This is a genomic window from Nocardia vermiculata NBRC 100427 (assembly GCF_001613265.1).
GTDB lineage: Bacteria > Actinomycetota > Actinomycetes > Mycobacteriales > Mycobacteriaceae > Nocardia > Nocardia vermiculata.
Map to the genome: position 1 here is coordinate 121081 of NZ_BDCA01000010.1, position 17555 is coordinate 138635.

Annotated in this window: 17 protein-coding genes and 1 riboswitch; of the genes, 11 read left to right on the plus strand and 6 right to left on the minus strand. The window is 68.2% G+C overall.

Annotation, left to right across the window (positions count from 1 at the left end):
* Positions 1-60 precede the first annotated feature (60 nt).
* From NV2_RS13645 to NV2_RS13655, 3 genes are all read left to right on the plus strand, one after another.
* Complete coding sequence (locus NV2_RS13645) at positions 61-1416, plus strand: citrate synthase (protein WP_084474572.1); 1356 nt, start codon at positions 61-63, stop codon at positions 1414-1416.
* Positions 1417-1893: 477 nt separating this feature from the next.
* Positions 1894-3096 carry a GNAT family N-acetyltransferase gene (locus NV2_RS13650; RefSeq protein ID WP_067872932.1) on the plus strand — a complete coding sequence of 401 codons (1203 nt, stop codon included), beginning with the start codon at positions 1894-1896 and terminating at the stop codon, positions 3094-3096.
* Positions 3097-3145: 49 nt separating this feature from the next.
* Positions 3146-3544 (plus strand): YccF domain-containing protein, encoded by a 399-nt coding sequence (locus NV2_RS13655; RefSeq protein WP_067872935.1) that lies wholly within the window; start codon positions 3146-3148, stop codon positions 3542-3544.
* A gap of 19 nt (positions 3545-3563) precedes the next feature.
* Here the strand turns inward: NV2_RS13655 and NV2_RS13660 are convergent, their stop codons facing one another.
* Positions 3564-4001 carry a MarR family winged helix-turn-helix transcriptional regulator gene (locus NV2_RS13660; protein WP_067872937.1) on the minus strand — a complete coding sequence of 146 codons (438 nt, stop codon included), beginning with the start codon at positions 3999-4001 and terminating at the stop codon, positions 3564-3566.
* 64 nt (positions 4002-4065) lie between these two features.
* On the opposite strand from NV2_RS13660, the gene NV2_RS13665 reads away from it, so the two are divergent.
* Both NV2_RS13665 and NV2_RS13670 read left to right on the plus strand, forming a co-directional pair.
* On the plus strand, positions 4066-4317 hold the full coding sequence (locus tag NV2_RS13665) for a DUF2530 domain-containing protein (protein WP_067872940.1): 252 nt from the start codon (positions 4066-4068) through the stop codon (positions 4315-4317).
* 100 nt (positions 4318-4417) lie between these two features.
* Positions 4418-5044: a TetR/AcrR family transcriptional regulator gene (locus NV2_RS13670; protein WP_084474578.1), complete on the plus strand. Its 627-nt coding sequence runs from the start codon at positions 4418-4420 to the stop codon at positions 5042-5044.
* On the opposite strand, the gene NV2_RS13675 is transcribed toward NV2_RS13670, so the two are convergent.
* Together NV2_RS13675 and NV2_RS13680 are read right to left on the minus strand one after the other, a co-directional pair.
* Positions 5041-7968: a sacsin N-terminal ATP-binding-like domain-containing protein gene (locus tag NV2_RS13675; protein WP_067872943.1), complete on the minus strand. Its 2928-nt coding sequence runs from the start codon at positions 7966-7968 to the stop codon at positions 5041-5043. The genes NV2_RS13670 and NV2_RS13675 overlap by 4 nt on opposite strands.
* A 26-nt stretch (positions 7969-7994) precedes the next feature.
* The gene (locus NV2_RS13680; protein ID WP_067872945.1) at positions 7995-9110 is read right to left on the minus strand and encodes a DUF3027 domain-containing protein; all 1116 of its coding nucleotides are present in this window, start codon (positions 9108-9110) and stop codon (positions 7995-7997) included.
* Positions 9111-9127: 17 nt separating this feature from the next.
* Here NV2_RS13680 and NV2_RS13685 point away from each other — a divergent pair, with 17 nt between their 5' ends.
* The 3 genes from NV2_RS13685 (at position 9128) to NV2_RS13695 (ending at position 12364) form a co-directional block, all read left to right on the plus strand.
* Positions 9128-9907, plus strand: a complete 780-nt coding sequence (locus NV2_RS13685; RefSeq protein WP_067872947.1) for a glutaminyl-peptide cyclotransferase — start codon at positions 9128-9130, stop codon at positions 9905-9907.
* 76 nt (positions 9908-9983) lie between these two features.
* Positions 9984-11834, plus strand: coding sequence for an MFS transporter (locus NV2_RS13690; protein WP_067873112.1), 1851 nt, complete (start codon positions 9984-9986; stop codon positions 11832-11834).
* Complete coding sequence (locus tag NV2_RS13695; protein WP_067872949.1) at positions 11831-12364, plus strand: DUF2771 family protein; 534 nt, start codon at positions 11831-11833, stop codon at positions 12362-12364. Before NV2_RS13690 ends, NV2_RS13695 begins: the two co-directional genes overlap by 4 nt.
* 18 nt (positions 12365-12382) lie before the next feature.
* Here the strand turns inward: NV2_RS13695 and NV2_RS13700 are convergent, their stop codons facing one another.
* A complete protein-coding gene (locus tag NV2_RS13700) occupies positions 12383-12811 on the minus strand; it encodes a cold-shock protein (protein ID WP_174550589.1) in 429 nt (142 codons plus the stop codon).
* A gap of 206 nt (positions 12812-13017) precedes the next feature.
* On the opposite strand from NV2_RS13700, the gene NV2_RS13705 reads away from it, so the two are divergent.
* The gene (locus NV2_RS13705; RefSeq protein ID WP_067872953.1) at positions 13018-13251 is read left to right on the plus strand and encodes a hypothetical protein; all 234 of its coding nucleotides are present in this window, start codon (positions 13018-13020) and stop codon (positions 13249-13251) included.
* A gap of 262 nt (positions 13252-13513) precedes the next feature.
* A riboswitch (cyclic di-AMP (ydaO/yuaA leader) is annotated at positions 13514-13706 on the plus strand.
* Positions 13707-13715: 9 nt separating this feature from the next.
* Positions 13716-14348: a resuscitation-promoting factor Rpf1 domain-containing protein gene (locus NV2_RS13710; protein WP_067872956.1), complete on the plus strand. Its 633-nt coding sequence runs from the start codon at positions 13716-13718 to the stop codon at positions 14346-14348.
* A 72-nt stretch (positions 14349-14420) separates the two neighbouring features.
* Here NV2_RS13710 and NV2_RS13715 read toward each other — a convergent pair whose 3' ends face one another.
* Positions 14421-14609 (minus strand): hypothetical protein, encoded by a 189-nt coding sequence (locus NV2_RS13715; RefSeq protein WP_067872959.1) that lies wholly within the window; start codon positions 14607-14609, stop codon positions 14421-14423.
* A gap of 41 nt (positions 14610-14650) precedes the next feature.
* Between NV2_RS13715 and NV2_RS13720 the strand changes: the two genes are divergently transcribed.
* Complete coding sequence (locus NV2_RS13720; protein WP_084474621.1) at positions 14651-17005, plus strand: helicase-associated domain-containing protein; 2355 nt, start codon at positions 14651-14653, stop codon at positions 17003-17005.
* Between the two features lie 19 nt (positions 17006-17024).
* On the opposite strand, the gene NV2_RS13725 is transcribed toward NV2_RS13720, so the two are convergent.
* Complete coding sequence (locus NV2_RS13725; RefSeq protein ID WP_245662591.1) at positions 17025-17507, minus strand: LppU/SCO3897 family protein; 483 nt, start codon at positions 17505-17507, stop codon at positions 17025-17027.
* Between the last annotated feature and the right edge of the window lie 48 nt (positions 17508-17555).

Below are 17555 nucleotides of genomic sequence, written 5' to 3' on the forward strand. Positions count from 1 at the left end.
AGTGCGCCGGACGCCGACCGCGCCCGACGCCTACGGTTCTAGCCTGAGAGGGATCCTTCCGTGCCCGCTGAGAACATCAAAGTCGCGCAATCGCCGTCCGATAAGAACGGCTCGGCCGACGCCAAGCCGGTGCTGTACTACCCCGGCGGCGAGTACCCCATGACGGTCGCCCCGGCGGTCGAGGGCAATGACGGTATCGATCTGGGCAAGCTGCTGGCCAGCACCGGATACGTCACCTACGACCCGGGCTTCACCAACACCGCCTCCACCAAGTCGTCGATCACCTACATCGACGGCGAGGCCGGCATCCTGCGTTACCGCGGCTATCCGATCGAGCAGCTCGCGGACAACTCGACCTTCATCGAGGTCAGCTACCTGCTCATCTACGGCGAGCTGCCGACCCAGGCTCAGCTGGAAGACTTCACCGACCGGATCCGCCGCCACACCCTGCTGCACGAAGATCTGAAGCGCTTCTTCGACGGCTTCCCGCGCAACGCGCACCCGATGCCGGTGCTGTCGTCCGCGGTCAACGCGCTGTCGGCCTACTACCAGGATTCGCTGGACCCGCGCGATCCCGAGCAGGTCGAGCTGTCCACCATTCGGCTGCTGGCCAAGCTGCCCACCATCGCGGCCTACGCCTACAAGAAGTCGGTCGGCCAGCCGTTCCTGTACCCGGACAACTCGCTGAGCCTGGTCGAGAACTTCCTGCGGATGACCTTCGGCTTCCCGGCCGAACCCTACGAGGTCGACCCGGAACTGGCCGCGGCGCTGGACATGCTGCTGATTCTGCATGCCGATCACGAGCAGAACTGTTCCACCTCGACCGTGCGCCTGGTCGGCTCGTCGGACGCGAACCTGTTCACCTCCGTCTCCGGCGGTATCAACGCGCTGTGGGGCCCGCTGCACGGCGGCGCCAACCAGGCGGTGCTGGAGATGCTCGACGGCATCAAGTCCGAGATCGGCAACGGCACGGTCGACGCCGCGGTGAAGGAATTCATCCGCAAGGTCAAGAACAAGGAAGACGGCGTGAAGCTGATGGGCTTCGGGCATCGCGTCTACCGCAACTACGACCCGCGCGCGACCATCGTCAAGAAGACCGCGGACCAGATCCTCGGCAAGCTGGGTGTGCAGGACCCGCTGCTCGACATCGCCAAGGCCCTGGAAGAGGCGGCCCTGACCGACTCCTACTTCGTCGATCGCCGCCTGTACCCGAACGTCGATTTCTACACCGGCGTCATCTACCGGGCGATGGGCTTCCCGACCCGCATGTTCACCGTGCTGTTCGCGATGGGCCGGCTGCCCGGCTGGATCGCGCACTGGCGTGAAATGCACAGCGAGCCGCTCAAGATCGGCCGTCCGCGCCAGATCTACACCGGCTACGGTGCCCGCGACTACCACGACATCTCCGGTCGCTGAGTCCCGCTCTCATTCGAAACCCGTTTCCCGCAGGGGAAGCGGGTTTCGTCGTTTCTACGGTGCCAAGCGGTCGTTAAGCGAGCCACTGGCTCGTGGCGGCACCATGAACCTCGCGGCCCGGAACCCACACCGGGTCGCCGGAATCCGGGCCTGTCTCGGAGGGGAGGACAGGCCCGGAGCTCCCCTCGACCACCGCGCGAGCGCGGGCGCGTCCACCACCCGCAACGGCGCGGGTGCGACAACGAGGTCCGGACGGCCCAGCGCTCGCCCCACCCACGTTCCTGCCGCCGACTGGTCTCCAGGAATATCGGACTGCCCGGGCCCCGCCCGCCGTTGATGCGCCCCGCTGTCGGTGCGGTCTGCCGGCGCAGACACAGCGCAACGCACCGGCCGCCGCGGCCGCCCGACCCGCCAGCCAGCCCGGCCGAGCCGGTAATCGGAGTGCAGGAGGTGGGATCGGTGTGCGAGGCTCGTAGCATGGTGCTTCCGGAGGGGATCGTGCTGCGTGCGGCGACCGAGGAGGATGTCCCCGCCGCGAACCTGCTGTTGTCCAGCGCTTTCGTCAGCTCACCCCAGCGCGACCCGGTGCTGGTGCAGCAGGCGATGAAACTGTTCCCGCTCGAGCGCACCCTCGTCGCGATGGACGGCGACCAGCTGATCGGCCACACCCGGGACACCACGATGACGTTGACGGTGCCCGGTGAGCGCACCGTCGAGGTCAGCGGCATCGCCGGCGTCGCGGTGGCCTCGACACATCGGCGCCGCGGTCTGCTGCGGGCGATGTATACCGAGGTGCACCGCCGCACCGAGGCAGCGGGGCTACCGTTGACCATCTTCACCGCCAGTCGCGCCGGTATCTACGGCCGGTTCGGTTACGGGCCCGCGGTGCTGGAAAACCAGATCTCCATCGACCGGCGTTTTGCCGAATTCCTGCCCAGCGCACCGGATCCCGGGGGTGTGGCGGCAATGCCACTCGAGGATGCGGTCGCCCGGATCCCCGAGATCTACGACCGCTGGCGACTGCGGGTCCCCGGCGCCCAGGCCCGCCCACATGCGGCCTGGATGATCCAGCTGGTCGCGAACGGCGGCCAAGGCGCGTTGTTCGCACTGGTCCATCCCGACGGCTACGTGCTCTACCGCCACGTCGCCTCGGACCGGAAGAATCTCACCGTCGAGGTGGTGGAGCTGCGTGCCGTCACCGAGGCCGCACACGCCGCGTTGTGGCGTGCTCTGCTCGGCCTGGATCTGGTCCACACCGTCACGGCTACCCTCGCCGACGACGACCCGCTCCCCCAGCTGCTCACCGACTCGCGCCTGGTCCGGACCACCGACCGCACCGATGCGCTGTGGGTGCGTTTGATGGACGTCCCGGCGGCGCTGACCGCGCGCGGCTACGACGGCGACCTGGATATCGCTGTGGCGGTGACAGATCCGTTCCGCGGCGCCGGGGGCACCTTCGCGCTGCGGGTACGCGACGGGCAGGCCGAATGCGAGCCGACCGACCGCACCCCCGATATCGAACTCGGTATCGACGTGCTGGGGAGCCTCTACCTCGGCGGTTACTCCGCCCGGACCTTCGCTGCCGCGAACCGGCTGCGGGCCGCCGGACCGCGGGTATTGCGGGATATGGACCACGCGTTCCGAGGTGAGCGGCAGCCGGTGCTGGGCTGGTTCTTCTGATCCGCCGTCATACCTGGTGGGCGAGCCGCGACCCTGGCATGCTCGAAGGATGACCCTGCTCCGGTTCGTGCTGAATGTGCTCTGGCTGATCTTCGCCGGATTCTGGCTGGCCGTCGGCTACTTCCTGGCCGGAATCATCTGCTGCATCCTGATCATCACGATCCCGTTCGGAATCGCGTCGTTCCGGATCGGCGCCTATGTCCTGTGGCCGTTCGGGCGCGAGGTCGTAGCGCAGCCCGGTGCGGGAGCGCCCTCGTTGATCGGCAACATCATCTGGGTGATCTTCGCGGGTTTCTGGCTCGCGATCGGGCATCTGGTCACCAGCATCCCGTTGTTCATCTCGATCATCGGTATCCCGTTCGGCTGGGCGAACCTCAAGTTGATCCCGGTGTCGCTGATGCCGCTCGGGCGCGAAATCGTTTCCAGCGACCGCGCTTTCAGCGCCTGATCGAGGCTCGCCCGCGCGGCTACTCGGGTTCGGCGACCAGTTGTCTCATAATCGTCACGGCGTCGGCGAGTGTGCGTAGCTGCTCGGGACTGAGCCCGGCCAGCTGCTCCGACATCCATTCCTCACGTGCGCTGGTCTCGTTGCGCAACAGCGCCTGTCCCGCTTCGGCCAGGGAGACGATCACCTGGCGGCCGTCGGTCGGATGCGGGTCCCGGTTGACCAGTCGCATCTCCGACAACGATGCGATGACGCGCGTCATGGACGGGGGCTGCACGCGCTCCTTGGCGGCCAGGGCTCCGGGCGTCATCGCCCCATCCGTGGCCAGGGTCGCCAGGGCCGACAGCTGGGTGAGCGAAATCTGGGCGTCGGGGCGCCGGCCACGCAGATGCCGTGTCAGCCGCACGACCGCCAGGGACAGATCACCGGCGAGTGCACGGATTTCGGAAGGCTCTCTCACAGAGCAGAACGATACGGGACACCGCTGCGGCGCTCTGCTGGTTCCCGCCGCTATCGTTGTCGGCGTGACCCCCGATCCGCCCGAATCCCCGGTCCCCGAGATTCCGCCGCGATTGACCGATCCGCGGCCGGTGCTCGTGGTCGGCAGCCTGGTGTGGCTGGTGGCGACCATTGTGGTGTGGTGCAACGACAACTGGGCCGATGCCCGGCCGATCTGTCTGATGGGTCTGGTGGTCGGACTGCTGGCGACCGGAATTTTCCTGATTCAGCGCCGGGGTTCACGCCGGGGTGACAAAGGTGCCCAGAAAGGCCTGTGAGATCCGGCTCCGCGATACCGAACACGCCTCGCGGGCGAAGCACGCCGATTTTACGGTGTGCGAATTGACTGTCGCCGTCATTGCGGCTTAACTCCCTTGCGTGTCCTCTCGATTGAGCGTCGAAGAACGCCGTGCCCACCTTATCGAGGCGGCCATCGGTCTCGCCGAAAAGAAGGGTGTAGCCGGTGTGACCACGCGCGATGTCGCGCAGGCGGCCGGGGTTTCACTCGGAGTGGTTCATTACTGTTTCGAAAACAAAGATGCGTTGATGACCGAACTGGTCAAAGCGTTGTCGATGGAATTGCGCGATTCCGTGGAGACCAATGAAACGGTCTGGCAGGAAGTCGGAAGTGGAAAAGATTCCCTTCAAAATTTGGTGCGCGCGAGCCTGGAACTGTTGTGGCTGAACATCGAATCCTCGGCGCAACGGCAACTACTCACCTACGAAACCACCACCTACGCGTTGCGTGAAAGTGAGCAGACCCCGGCCAAGCTCGCGATCGCGCGCGAACAGTACCTGTTCAACGACTCCACCGTCGCCGATGTCCTCGAGCATGCGCGCGTAGCGACCGGAACCGAATGGCGCGTTCCGGTAGAGACTTTGAGCCGGTTCACGCTCAACGTGATCGACGGTGTGGTGCTGCGCTGGCTCGTCGACGACGACAGCGCCGCGGCCCGCGCACAGCTCGACGTGCTGTCGGAGATGGTCACCTCGTACGCGGACTAGGCCACCGCGCCCGGCTGCCGCTGGACATGGGTGGTCTCTCCCTCTCGCCACCACGGCACCGTCACGGTCGCCGCGAAGGCACCGTCGAGCCGCACCTCCAGCCGGTCGTGTAGCACCAGGTCGCCGGTCGGCGCGGGCAGGCCGAATTGCAGACGCAACAGCACTCCCAGCGGCTCGTCGGCCCAGTCGCTGCGCTGCCCGGTACCGAGGACCTCGGCCCGGACGGCTTCGGAAACCAGCGCGACATCGAGCAGGGTGGCCAACTCGCCGGCATTGGCGATATCACCGGCGATCAGGCGATCCGGTGGCACGGCGAGCCCGTACCAGGGCTGGTCGAGCACCAGCGCGTGTTCCGGATCGATAACCGCGCCGGACAGCGCGCGCACTCGCTCGGGCACACCGATATCGTCCAGATCGAGCTGCGGCACCGCTTCGGCCAGCCGGCGGTGCGTATCGGAAACAGCTTCCGGTGACGGAGTTTTCGCCGGGTCGGCCAGCGCCTCGAGCAGTGCGACGGCCAAGTCCACGGTGACCAGGTCCGGATCGGCCAGCACCGTGCCGAGAACGGAGATATCGGTGGCGGAGAAATCCGGGAGTGCCGGTAGCAGGTCGGCGAAAGCCGTATCCGCCCCGGAGCGGAACACTCCGAGCGGACGACCGTCGACGCGGGCGTGCCGGCGCAACCACCAGGCGGTGTAACCGTCCCGATCGGCGAGCAGGGCCCGAGTTCCGGGCTCGGACAGCAGCAGCCGCAGCGCCCGCGGCCACGCATCGTCGTCCACCAGATCCAGGTCGCGCACCGCCGCGAGTTCCGGTGGATCCTCCGAAAGTCCCTGCCACCAGCGATCTTCGTCGTCGAGATCGTGATCGGGTCCGGTGGGATCGGTTTCGGTGACAACCGTGAAACCCCAGCCGACACCGATCGCGCGCCACGCCTCGACCGGGAAACGAGGGGCGAGGTCGGCATCGAGGGTGCCGAACGGCGAATCGGCGATCAACACCTCCGCCAGCGGTGCCTCCGGGAGCAGCAGTTCGTCGGCCGGACGCAATTCACCCGAGTCGTCGGGCAGTTCCAGGCCGCCCAACCAGGGCGGCAGCGTCGTGCCGGACGGAAGATGGGCGGCGAGGCCGAGGACCGCATCACGGAGTTCCTCGTCGGCCGGACGCATATCCAGCTCGGCGCGCAGGGCCGCATCGGTGAGCAGGTCCTCCACGCCGGCCGGTTGCGCCCCCAAGCGGGCGAGCAGGTCGTGCGCCGCCTCCGGATGGACCAGCCGCGCCCACGGCACGGCCACCACATCGTCGAGTTGATCGTCGAGGACCACCGTGCGCGGCCCGGTGACCAGCCGGCCGTCGGACAGCGGCACCGCCAGCGCACCGAGCTCCTCGGCCGCCAACGGATCGGTGACGAACGGTTCCAGCGCGTCGTAGAGCGCATACCACCATTGCGGCGGACGCTGCACGCTGCCGGTGAGTTCCGCGATGCGCGCCAAACCGATGCGGTGCACGTCCAGCGTCGCCAGCAGGTCGGCACTGGCCCGGCCGGACAGCTCCGGAACTACCAGCGGTCCCAGTACCTCGGCGAGCAACTCCGCCAGTTCCGCGGTGATACCGAGGAATACGCTCGCCCGCACGGGGGCGGCCACGGTGTCGCCCGGCGCGGAGTTCATCGGTGCCGTCGCCGCGGCCGGTGTCGTGGTTCGCTGCCGGGCCGCAGCGGCCTCGTGCACCGTCGAGCCGGCCGACGCGGCAGCAGCATCGGCCGTGGTGTCTTCCGGCTCGGTTGCGTTCGGCGCCGCGGTGTCCCAGGGGGCGATGTGCTCGGATGCCGGAGCGGGGACCACCGGCAACCACGGATGTTCACGGAGTTGTGTCAGCAGTGCCTCGCGGAGCACCGCGTCGGCTTCGCTGCGGGCGAAGCCCGGGGCCGGAATCAGAGTTACCCGGTCCGCGGGTGGGAGGGCGCGGGCGAAATCTGCGTACCCGTCGGCCAATTCGGCGAGTCGGGCCCCGGGGAGCAGTCGACGACGATCCGGTTGCAGCGCGATATCGGCGATCAGCACGGCCGGGAGGGACAATTCCTCGTCCGTGCGAGTGGGTGCGCGCAACACGTCCGAGCCGGCGGGGACCGCCCGTCCGTCGTGCAGCGGGAGCAGCCAGCGCGCCCGCTCGGTGGTGTATTCCCACCACCGCGCCTCGGCACCCGACAGCGCGGTGACCACGATCTGCCGCAGACCGGAACCGAAATCCTCGGCAGAACGCCAGGTTTCGTCGTCGGCGATCCGGATCGATTGCAGGCCGGGCAGTTCCAGCAGCAGGTCGACCACCTCGGCACGCATGGCATCCAGCAGCGCTCCGGCGTCTACATCGTCGCGCAACCACACCACGATTTCGCTGTCGAACCCGGTCTCGGGGGCGGTGTCGACCGCCCATGCCAGCCGCAGCACCGGAACCACCGGGCCCGCTTCGCTGTCCGGAATATCGATTCCTTCGGTGCGCAGCAGTTCCACCGTCTGGACCCGGGAGAAGCGCACCGAGCCGGTGGTGGAACGGAATTCGATCTCCTCACCCGCGGACAACACCGCGGTGAAACCCACGCCGAACCGACCGACCGCAGTCCCGGTCTTCCCGGAGGCCCGCAACGCGGTCAGCGCGTGGATTCCGGCGATATCCAGGGGCGCACCGGTATTGGCGATATGCAGCGCCCTGCCGCACAACTGCACCCGCATCCGTCCGGGGACCCCGGCCTTGACCGCGGCATCGGCGGCATTCTGTGCCAGTTCCGTGAGGAGTCGATCGCGATAGCCCGCCCGGACCAGATCGGCCTCGGTCGCGGCGTCCTCTCGGAGCCGGGTCGGCGAACTGCGCCATGCGGTCAGCACACCGTCCCGCAATGCGGCGGTGCCGAACGGATCCTGTGCCACCCCTACGGCTCCCCCGTCCGCGCCCGTCAGTTCTCCCCCGCCGCCTCGGCCTCGGTCGGCCGCTCCGCTGGTGCGTGCCCCGACGTACCGGCCGCCGCGGTGTTCTCGCCCTGCGCTGCACCGGTAGTCGGCGCATCCGCTGCGGTGGACGACTCGATATCCGCCTCTGCCACGGGAGCGGTCGTCGCCGCACCCTCGGTATCCGGTGCCGACTCGGTGCCGGTGGATTCGCCGATCTTCGCTGCGGTGCCGTTCGCCGAGGCGAGCGCCGGGACCTCACCGATCGGGGCCGCCTCGCCCGCTGCACTGTCGGCAATCACGGGATCGCCGGCTACCGCGGGCGGTTCATCCGACGCCGAGGCCGGCTCGGTGGATTGCTCGGTGGGGCGCCTGGATTCGCTCGCCGGGATCAGCTCGACCGCGGCGTCGTCGTAGGGCTCGTACCGGGGGGAGCCGGCGCCGGTGGGGATTTCGGTATCGGAGTGGGCGCCGCATCCGTATTCGACGTGTACCACCCGGCCGTCGGCGCCCAACGCATTGGCGCACACACCGAATGCCGCGCGCAGCGATCCGGCGAGCGGCACGAAGAATCCGCACACCCCACAGGTGCCGGGGGCCGAACGTGCCATATCGGTGCCCGGGCCGAATTCGGAGTACCAACGCTCGGCGGCCTCGACGCGGCCCTCACGGCTGAGAACCTGGCGGCGACCCAGGCCGATCTCCTCACACACCTCGTCGGTGGCCGGATCTCCGGACTCGACGTATCCCGGCACCAGCCGCTCGTCGTCGGCACGCGGGGCGAGCAGATCGCCAGGGGCGAGATCACCCGGGCGGACACGCTGCTCCCAGGGCACGAAGTCCGGTGCGATCAGCGCGTCGGGGCCGGGCAGCAACGCCGACTCGCTGACGGTGGCATACGTCGCCCCCGGTGCGGCCGCGACCACGACCTCCCACTGCCAGCCGTGGTACCCGGGCAAGGTCGCGGCGAAGCGGTGCGTGGCCGCGTATTCGTCCTCGCCGGTGACACCCAGATATTCACCCACTCCCGTGGGCTGCAACTCCAGGAGCGCACGACGAGCCGGTTCGGCCGCCTCCGCCAGGATCGGTCGCACGCCGGACTCCGAAACAGACACTGCGCTCACGTCCTACATTTTGCCGTATGAAACGCCAACGCCGTGCGGCGGCCGCAGCAGTACTGGTCGCAGCGTCCACAATGCTGTCCGTGACGGGCTGCGACACCGGTTCGGATGCGCCCCGGTATCGGGTCGAGGTGGTGGGCACCAGACCGCACGATCGGACCGCCTTCACCGAGGGCCTCGAGGTGGACGGACCGGTGCTCTACGAGAGCACCGGGATGGAAGGCGCATCCACCGTCACCGCGACCGAACTGGCCACCGGGAAACGACTTGCCCGCGCCGCCCTGCCGGGCGACTACTTCGGCGAGGGCGTCACCCGGGCGGGGTCCACCCTGTGGCAGCTCAGCTGGAAGAACGAAACCGCATTCGCCCGCGATCCCGAGACCCTGGCCGAACGTCACCGGGTGCACTACGAGGGTGAGGGTTGGGGCCTGTGCACCCGGGGCAACCGGGTGGTTATGAGCAACGGCAGCGACACGCTCACCTTCCGCGACCCGCACACCTTCGAACCGACCGGCACGGTCCGCATCGACGGCCACCGCGCGGCACGACTCAACGAACTCGACTGCGCTGCCGACGGCACCATCTACGCCAATGCGTGGCCCACCGACCACATCCTGCACATCGATCCCGACAGCGGTGCGGTGCTGGCCGATATCGATGCGGGCGGGCTGCTACCGCCGACCGAGCAGGCCGATGCCGACGTCCTCAACGGCATCGCCCAACTTCCCGGGACCGATCATTTCCTGATCACCGGCAAATACTGGCCCACCATGTTCGAAGTCCGTTTCGTCCCGGAGTGAGCGGAGTGCGATGACACGGCAGGGATCACAGCACGGCCGCCGCCCACGCGCCGGCGGCGTGCGGGAGAATCGACACGTGACTGCCTCCCGCGACCCCTCCGGCACCGAGCCCGGTCCGTGGGACGGCGAGGAGTATCCAGCTACCCGCCGGCACCCTGGCTACGACCGGTACCCACCCCCGAACACTCCGTCGTCGCACCCACCGTCACCGCCCCCGCCACCACCGCTGCCACCGCTCCCCCCACGCGGAGGTGACAGACCGGCGGCGCGCGGTGACGAGGCGGACGTCCCGGAATTCGTGACCCGCCGCATGGCGTCGGGTGAACCGCCGCGCACCCTCCCACTGCGGGAGCCCCGCGCCGACGAATACGAGGCCCCCGAGGCCGGGTACGACAATTCCGGTGACGAGCCGGACGCACCGGGAGCCGGGGCATCCGCATCAGGAGCCGGGGCAGGCCACGCCTCCGAACGTCCGCGCCCCAAGGACGAGAAGATCGCCGGGCGCAAGCGGGTTCCGCGCAAGATGACCGTGACCCGGGTCATGGCCATGCGCAGCATCGAGCTCACCGAGAAGGGGTTCCACACCTTCCAGCGCGCGGCCCGCGCCGACGGGGCGGGCGAATCCGGGCTCACCGCACTCGTTTACGCGACGATGGCCAATTTCGCCCTCGATGCCGCGATCGCGGTATCGCTGGCCAACACGCTGTTCTTCGCCAGCGCCACCGCCGAATCCAAGACCAAGGTGGCGCTGTATCTCCTGATCACGATCGCACCGTTCGCGGTGATCGCGCCCCTGATCGGCCCACTGCTGGACCGGTTGCAGCGCGGCCGAAGACTCGCGCTGGCGGCGTCGTTCGCGATCCGGGTGGTCTTCGCGATCCTGCTGATCTTCAATTTCGACAGCTGGGCCCTGTATCCGCTCGCGCTGTGCATGATGATCTCCAGTAAATCGTTCGCGGTGCTCAAGAGCGCGGTCACGCCCAGAGTGCTGCCACCGGGTATCGATCTGGTCCGCACCAATTCCCGGCTCACCGTGTTCGGCTTGGTCGGCGGGACGCTCGGTGCGGGCGCCCTGGCCGGTATGGTCGCCGCGGTCGCGGGGTCGGTCGGTGCACTGGTCTTCGCGGCCCTGCTCGCCGCGGCGGGTGCCTATCTGAGCCTGCGTATTCCGTCGTGGGTCGAGGTCACCGAGGGTGAGGTACCCGCCACCCTCGGCTATCACGGCCGCAGCGGCTCGACCGATGTCCTCGATCGCGGCGCAAAGTCACCGGTGAAACCGAACCGCCGCCGGCAGCCACTGGGTCGTTCGGTGGTGACCGGACTGTGGGGCAACAGCACCATCCGCGTGCTGACCGGATTCCTCACCTTCTATGTGGCCTTCGTCGCCAAGTCGACCGAGCATCGTCCGGTGCAGCAGGCCGCGATGCTCGGCGTGGTCGGAGCGGCGGCAGCGATCGGCAACTTCGCCGGAAATGCCACCGGCGCGCGGCTGAAGCTGGGCCGGCCCTCGCTGATCGTGGTGGAGTGCGCCGCCGCGTGTGCGGTGGCGGCACTGCTGGCCACACTGCTGGACAACCTGATCGGTGCGGCGGTCGCGGCCCTGGTCGCCTCCTGTGCCAGCGCGCTGGCCAAGGTCTCGCTGGATGCCTCGATCCAGGACGATCTGCCGCCGGAGTCGATCGCCTCCGGATTCGGCCGCTCGGAGACGGTGCTCCAGTTGTCCTGGGTGATCGGAGGTGCTGGCGGCGTGCTGCTGCCCACCACCTATTGGGAGGGTTTCGCGGTGGTCACGGCGGTATTGGCTGCCGGGTTGGCGCAGACCTTCGTCAGCTACCGTGGGCATTCGCTGCTCCCCGGATTCGGCGGAAACCGGCCCCAGCACGCGAAACAGGAAGTCCCCCTAGCGACAGGAAATCAGCCACAGTGAGCAAGCCCAGCACCCGCACGATTCTCGCGCTGGCCGTCGCGGCGGTTCTGGTGGTCGTCGCGGCCGTCGCCGGCATCGTGGCGGTGGCCGTGCACAACGCACCCGAGAAAGAGCCGACGGTGACCGCGTACGCGCACGGCAAGACCGTGGAGGTGCCGCCGTTCCGTTTCTGGTCGATCGAGCAGGGTGGGGCCGACGGAATTTCGATCGTGCAGAAGCCGGACAGCCGGACCACCGCATCGCTGCCGGCACCTCCCGGATACCCGGTGCAGCTCTCACTGCCCGACTACCTCGTCGGCGCGCCGTGGATGATCAGGCTGGAGTACGTCGCCCCGGACGGGACGACGCAGCCGCTGCGGATCACCTATCTCGATTACGAGAAGGGCACCCGAGCGGTCACCATTCCCTCACTGCTGAAACCGGATCTGCGGCTGACGCATCTCGAGATTCAGCTGGTGGTCCTCACCCAGGACCAGTTGGGCAACCAGTCGTTCATGCCCTATCAGGCATGGTCGATCGACACCGTGTGACCGGTCCGGCTCGCGAGCTCAGTGATCGAGTTCGCGGGCCACGCCGCGGACGACCTCCGCGATGCGCTGGGCGGTCTTGCGATCGGGATACTTGCCCTTGCGCAGATCCGGCTGCACCGTCGCCTCCAGCAGGGTGATCATGTCCTCGATCATTCCGTGCAGATCGTCGGGGGCCTTGCGGGGATGCGCCGGCGCCTCCTTGCGACCGTGCGCATTGCGACCCTGGGCATTGCGGACCGAAGGAAGCGGGTCGAGCAGTTTCAGACTCAGCGCCTGCGGGCCGCGACGGCCGGCCGCCATCCCGAATTCGACACGCTGACCGGGCTTGAGCGCCTCGACGCCCTTGGGCAAGGCGGACGACCGGACGTAGACGTCCTCACCCTCATCCTGGGAAAGGAAGCCGAAACCCTTGTCGACGTCGTACCACTTCACCTTGCCGGTCGGCACTGCGCTCACCCGTTCGTCATCGTTGTCCGGTTCGTCCGCATCCGCATGAGCAGCGAAGGCCCCCGGACACGGTCGCAGGCTCCGGCGATTCGCCGAAACCTGTCTCTGTGCGAAAGAACGCGCCCCACACAGCTCTGCAGGACGCGATGGGATACAAGTCTACCCCGGTGAGGGGCCCGCGAGCACACCCGTTTTACGGTGCATCAATGCCAGATACCTCTTCGCGCGGCACACCCCGGCGCGCCGGCGATGTGCTGCTGCGCCTAGCCCTCGGACTCTTCGCGATCGGCGTACTGGCGATCATCGCCATATTTCTGACCCCGGTGGTCACCGACGGCGACCCCCCACTGTGGCTGTACCTGGTGGCGATGGCCGGGACACCGCTGGGCCTACTGCTCGCGATCGTCTTCGCGCTGTGGTCCGGACGGCGCGTCCGGTAGGTATTTGACCGACACACCGACGGCTACACATGTGAGCTTCGTCACATCACAGTGCGATAACGCCACGGTCACGAGCTGCACTCGCATCAGACACGCCGCACTCACCTGCACAGACGCCTGAGCAAAAGCTATTGCGCCGCAGACGGTCCCGACGTACACGCCGGTTACCAAATAGTGATTTTTCCGCCGGTTTCTCGTACCGTCTATCGCAGCCGGGGCATCCCGGCACCACCGGCCCGCCGCACCGAACCTCGCCCCGCGGGTACGGACCCCGACGGAATCAGGGGCGAGGGCGGGGAACCCACGTTCCCACCGAGGATCGAAGATCCTCCGCAGGGAAGCGGGACCGGCCGGAAACGGACGATCCCTTGGGGTGAAGTCCCGGTAACCCGGGACCGGACGGCCTCTCAGTCCGAACCCGACAGCTCACCTCGCAGGCGCGGACGAGAGGAAGACGACCCGATATGAGTGGACGCCATCGCAAGCAGACCAACACCGGTCGCACCGTTGCCAAGGTCGCTGTCGCCAGCGCCGTCATGGGTGGCGCCGGTGTGGCTCTCGCTGGAAACGCCGCCGCGGCTCCCGATTCGGAGTGGGACCAGCTCGCACAGTGTGAATCCGGCGGAAACTGGGGCATCAACACCGGCAACGGATTCCAGGGTGGCCTGCAGTTCTCCCAGTCGACCTGGGCATCTCACGGCGGTACCGACTACGCCCCCTCTGCCAACCAAGCCTCCCGCGAACAGCAGATCGCGGTAGCCGAGAAGGTTCTCGCCAGCCAGGGCTGGGGCGCATGGCCTTCCTGCTCCTCCAGCCTCGGCCTGCAGGGCACCTCGACCCCGCGTGAGGTCCCGAGCTCCCCCGCCCCGAGCTGGCACTCCGGCCCGGAGAGCCAGGCCTCGGCCCAGGCTCCCGTCAACCAGAGCGAGCAGGTCTTCACCGCTGTCGACAAGGCCGTCACCGCCGCCAAGGCGCAGGGCGTGCAGCTGCCCCAGCAGGTGCTCGACACCTACAACGGCTTCAAGTCCAGCGGAGCCGAACTCGATCCGTCGATCGTGAACTTCTACCAGGCGAACAAGGGCCTGCTGCCCAACTGATCGCCGGGGTACATACTCCACCAACGACTGGGGCCCGCATCCGTTCGGATGCGGGCCCCAGTCGTTCTGCCGTCAGCGGTTGACCACGGTGTGCGGATGCACATAAGGCAGGTCGCTCGCCGGCAGCGGAAATTCGGTTTCCTCGCCGAAGGGAGACAGGTTTCCGGAGCGGGCCGAGGAAAGCTCGGTGACCGCATGCTCGCCGTCGGCCACCTGGGGCCAGCCGTTGTCGACGTAGGGTTTCTTCGATTTGTTCACCACGGCCTTATTCTGGCATGTTCGTTCGCCGTAGTCTGGATTGGATGACCACGACCGATGCCCGCGCCTCCGACGACGGTGCCGGGACGCACTCCGGTACCGGAACGGGCCCCGACGAGCTCGGCACGCTCACCGACTGGCTGAGTTCCCGCAGCGACGATGATCTCGTCCGGTTACTCGACCTGCGGCCCGATCTGGCGGTACCACTGCCCGGTTCCATGACCGTCCTGGCTGCGCGGGCCGAACAGCGCGCATCGGTACTGCGTGCCGCCGACGATCTGAACACGCTGGAATTCGCGGTGCTCGAGACGCTCGCCGCGCACGGTGCCTACGGCGGCTCCCGCTCGGAGCGCCCTCTGCCCCGCACGCGCCTGAACGAACTACTCGCCGACCGGGTCGGCACCGCCGCCGTGGACGGCGCACTGGCCCGGCTCACCGAACGTGCCCTGGTGTGGGGCGAGGACGAACTACTCGTGGTCGCCGCCGCCCCCGACGCACTGCCCTGGCAGCTGGGCGCCACCACCCAACTGCCCGACGCACTGACCGAACCCGAGATCGAAGCCGCGCTGCGCGAGATCACCGATTCCGAGCGCGCGCTACTGGACAAGCTGGCCACCACGGGTCCGCGCGGCCGCACGCGCGACGCCGCACCCGGCGCCGATGCCGAGCGACCCGTCCCACGGCTGCTGGCCCGCCGGCTACTGATCCGGATCGACGACGAAACCGTCGAATTGCCCGCGGCCGCCGGACAGGTGCTACGACGCGAACCCGTCACCGATCCACACGCACTCACACCCCCGCACACCCAGCCGCGCGAACACACCGCCGCCGATGTGAACGCCGCGGCCGCCGGCGAGGTCGGTGAGTTGCTCCGCCACACCACCGACATTCTCGAGGTGCTTTCCACGGCCCCGGCACCGGTGCTGCGCGCCGGTGGGCTCGGGGTGCGAGAGCTCCGCCGGATCGCCAAACAGGCCGGTGTGACCGAATCCCGGGCCGGTCTGCTGGTGGAGGTGCTGACGGCCGCCAACCTCCTGGGCAAGGGGATTCCGGAGCCGGCCCCCGACGGCGATGCGGGCGAAGACTACTGGGCGCCCACGCTCGCTTCCGACGGCTGGCTGGAGGCACCCGCCGCGCGACGCTGGACCGTTTTGGCCCATGCCTGGCTGGAGCTGGATCGGCTGCCCTGGCTGATCGGAATGCGCGATGCGGGCGACAAACCTCTGGCAGCACTGTCGGAGGAACTGCGCAGCGCGCACGCCGTCGCCGACCGGCGCGCGATCCTCGCGGTCACCGCGGAGTACCCGCCGGGAACCGCGATTTCCGGTGCCGATGTGGCCCGCCTGCTGTCGTGGCGGATGCCCCGGCGACGCAGGCATTTCCGGATCGATGCCGTAGAGCACACCCTGGCGGAGGCGGCGGCGCTGGGCATCACCGGCCGGGGGGCACTGACCTCGGCGGGCCGGGCGCTACTGCACGGCACCCCGGCCGACGCCGAGTCGGAGATGGAGTCGGCACTGCCCGAACCGGTGGACCATGTCCTGGTTCAGGCAGATCTGACCGTCGTCGCGCCCGGACCGTTGATTCCCGAACTGCGGGAACGCATCGCCCTGGTCGCCGATATCGAATCCGCGGGCGCGGCCACCGTCTACCGGGTCGGTGAAGGCTCGGTGCGGCGCGCACTCGATGCGGGAATGACGGCGGCCGAGCTGCATCAGTTGTTCACCGTGCATTCGCGCACCCCCGTACCGCAGTCGCTCACCTACCTCATCGACGACGTGGCACGCCGGCACGGGCGGCTGCGGGCCGGGATGGCGCAATCGTTCCTGCGCAGCGAGGATCCGGCACTGCTGGCCGAAGTGCTGGCGGCGCCGGTGGCCGGTCAGCTCGCACTACGCACGATCGCGCCGACCGTCGCGATCTCACAGGCCCCGCTCGGCGAGGTTCTCGAACAGCTACGCGCAGCCGGATTCAGCCCGGCCGGGGAGGACTCCTCCGGCACCATCGTGGATCTGCGGCCGCGGGGCGCGCGGTTGTCGAGCCGCCCCGGCGAGCGACGCACCTGGCGTCCCACCCCGCCCAGTATCGAACAGCTGCGCTTGCTGGTTGACGAACTGCGCGCCGGGGAACGGGCGGCGCGTTCGCGGTCCGGCCGGCAGGTGCGCAGTGACGGCACCCGGACCAGTACCGCAGCCGCGCTGGCGTTGCTGCAGCTGGCGGTACGAGTGCACCGCCCGGTGCATATCGGCTACGTGGACGCCCAAGGGGTGGCCACCCAGCGCATCGTGGAACCGGTGCGGGTGGCCGGCGGTCAATTGGATGCCACCGACCCGGGCACCGGCGCGCTCCGGCACTTCGCCCTGCACCGGATCGCGTCGGTGGCGCTGGTGGAACCGTGACACCGGGTCGGTGCGCGGCTCAGGCCTTCGGATTCGCCAGGCAGAACGTCGTCTTGGGATCGGACAACGTCAGGAATGTCGAATTCGCGTCGCAGAGGAATTCATCGCTCTGTCCGTCGATTCGCTTGACGACCTTCACCGTCGCCTCCGCCGACTCGCATTCGGCAAAGGAGAAGCCGGTCGTCTTGTCGTCGTGATAGCAGCTGCCCTCTTTCAGATTGGGCGCCAGGCACAGATATGCCGAGGTACCGCCGTTGAAGGTCTCCTCGTAGGAGGAGTACTCGGCACCGCAGTCCTGCTTGGTGTCCGAGGTCGACTTCACGGTGTACACGGCCTTCCCCGAGGAGCAGTCCACCGGCTCGGTCCGGGAATCGGAGGGCGAACCCTCGACAACATTGATGCAGTCGCCGACCTGCGCGCGGGCGGTGTCGGATTTGGACGCATCGGAAAACATCGAACAGCCGGTCACCATGAGGGCGGCGAGCGCCGTCACTACCAGCACGAGACCTCGGAGGGGTCTCGGTCCTGCGAATTTCACCTACGAAAACCT

Coding starts and splice junctions, on each gene's coding strand:
- NV2_RS13710 (WP_067872956.1), top strand. CDS start 13,716: ATGAGTGGACGCCATCGCAAGCAGACCAACACCGGTCGCACCGTTGCC.
- NV2_RS13705 (WP_067872953.1), top strand. CDS start 13,018: ATGCCAGATACCTCTTCGCGCGGCACACCCCGGCGCGCCGGCGATGTG.
- NV2_RS13650 (WP_067872932.1), top strand. CDS start 1,894: ATGGTGCTTCCGGAGGGGATCGTGCTGCGTGCGGCGACCGAGGAGGAT.
- NV2_RS13685 (WP_067872947.1), top strand. CDS start 9,128: ATGAAACGCCAACGCCGTGCGGCGGCCGCAGCAGTACTGGTCGCAGCG.
- NV2_RS13655 (WP_067872935.1), top strand. CDS start 3,146: ATGACCCTGCTCCGGTTCGTGCTGAATGTGCTCTGGCTGATCTTCGCC.
- NV2_RS13720 (WP_084474621.1), top strand. CDS start 14,651: ATGACCACGACCGATGCCCGCGCCTCCGACGACGGTGCCGGGACGCAC.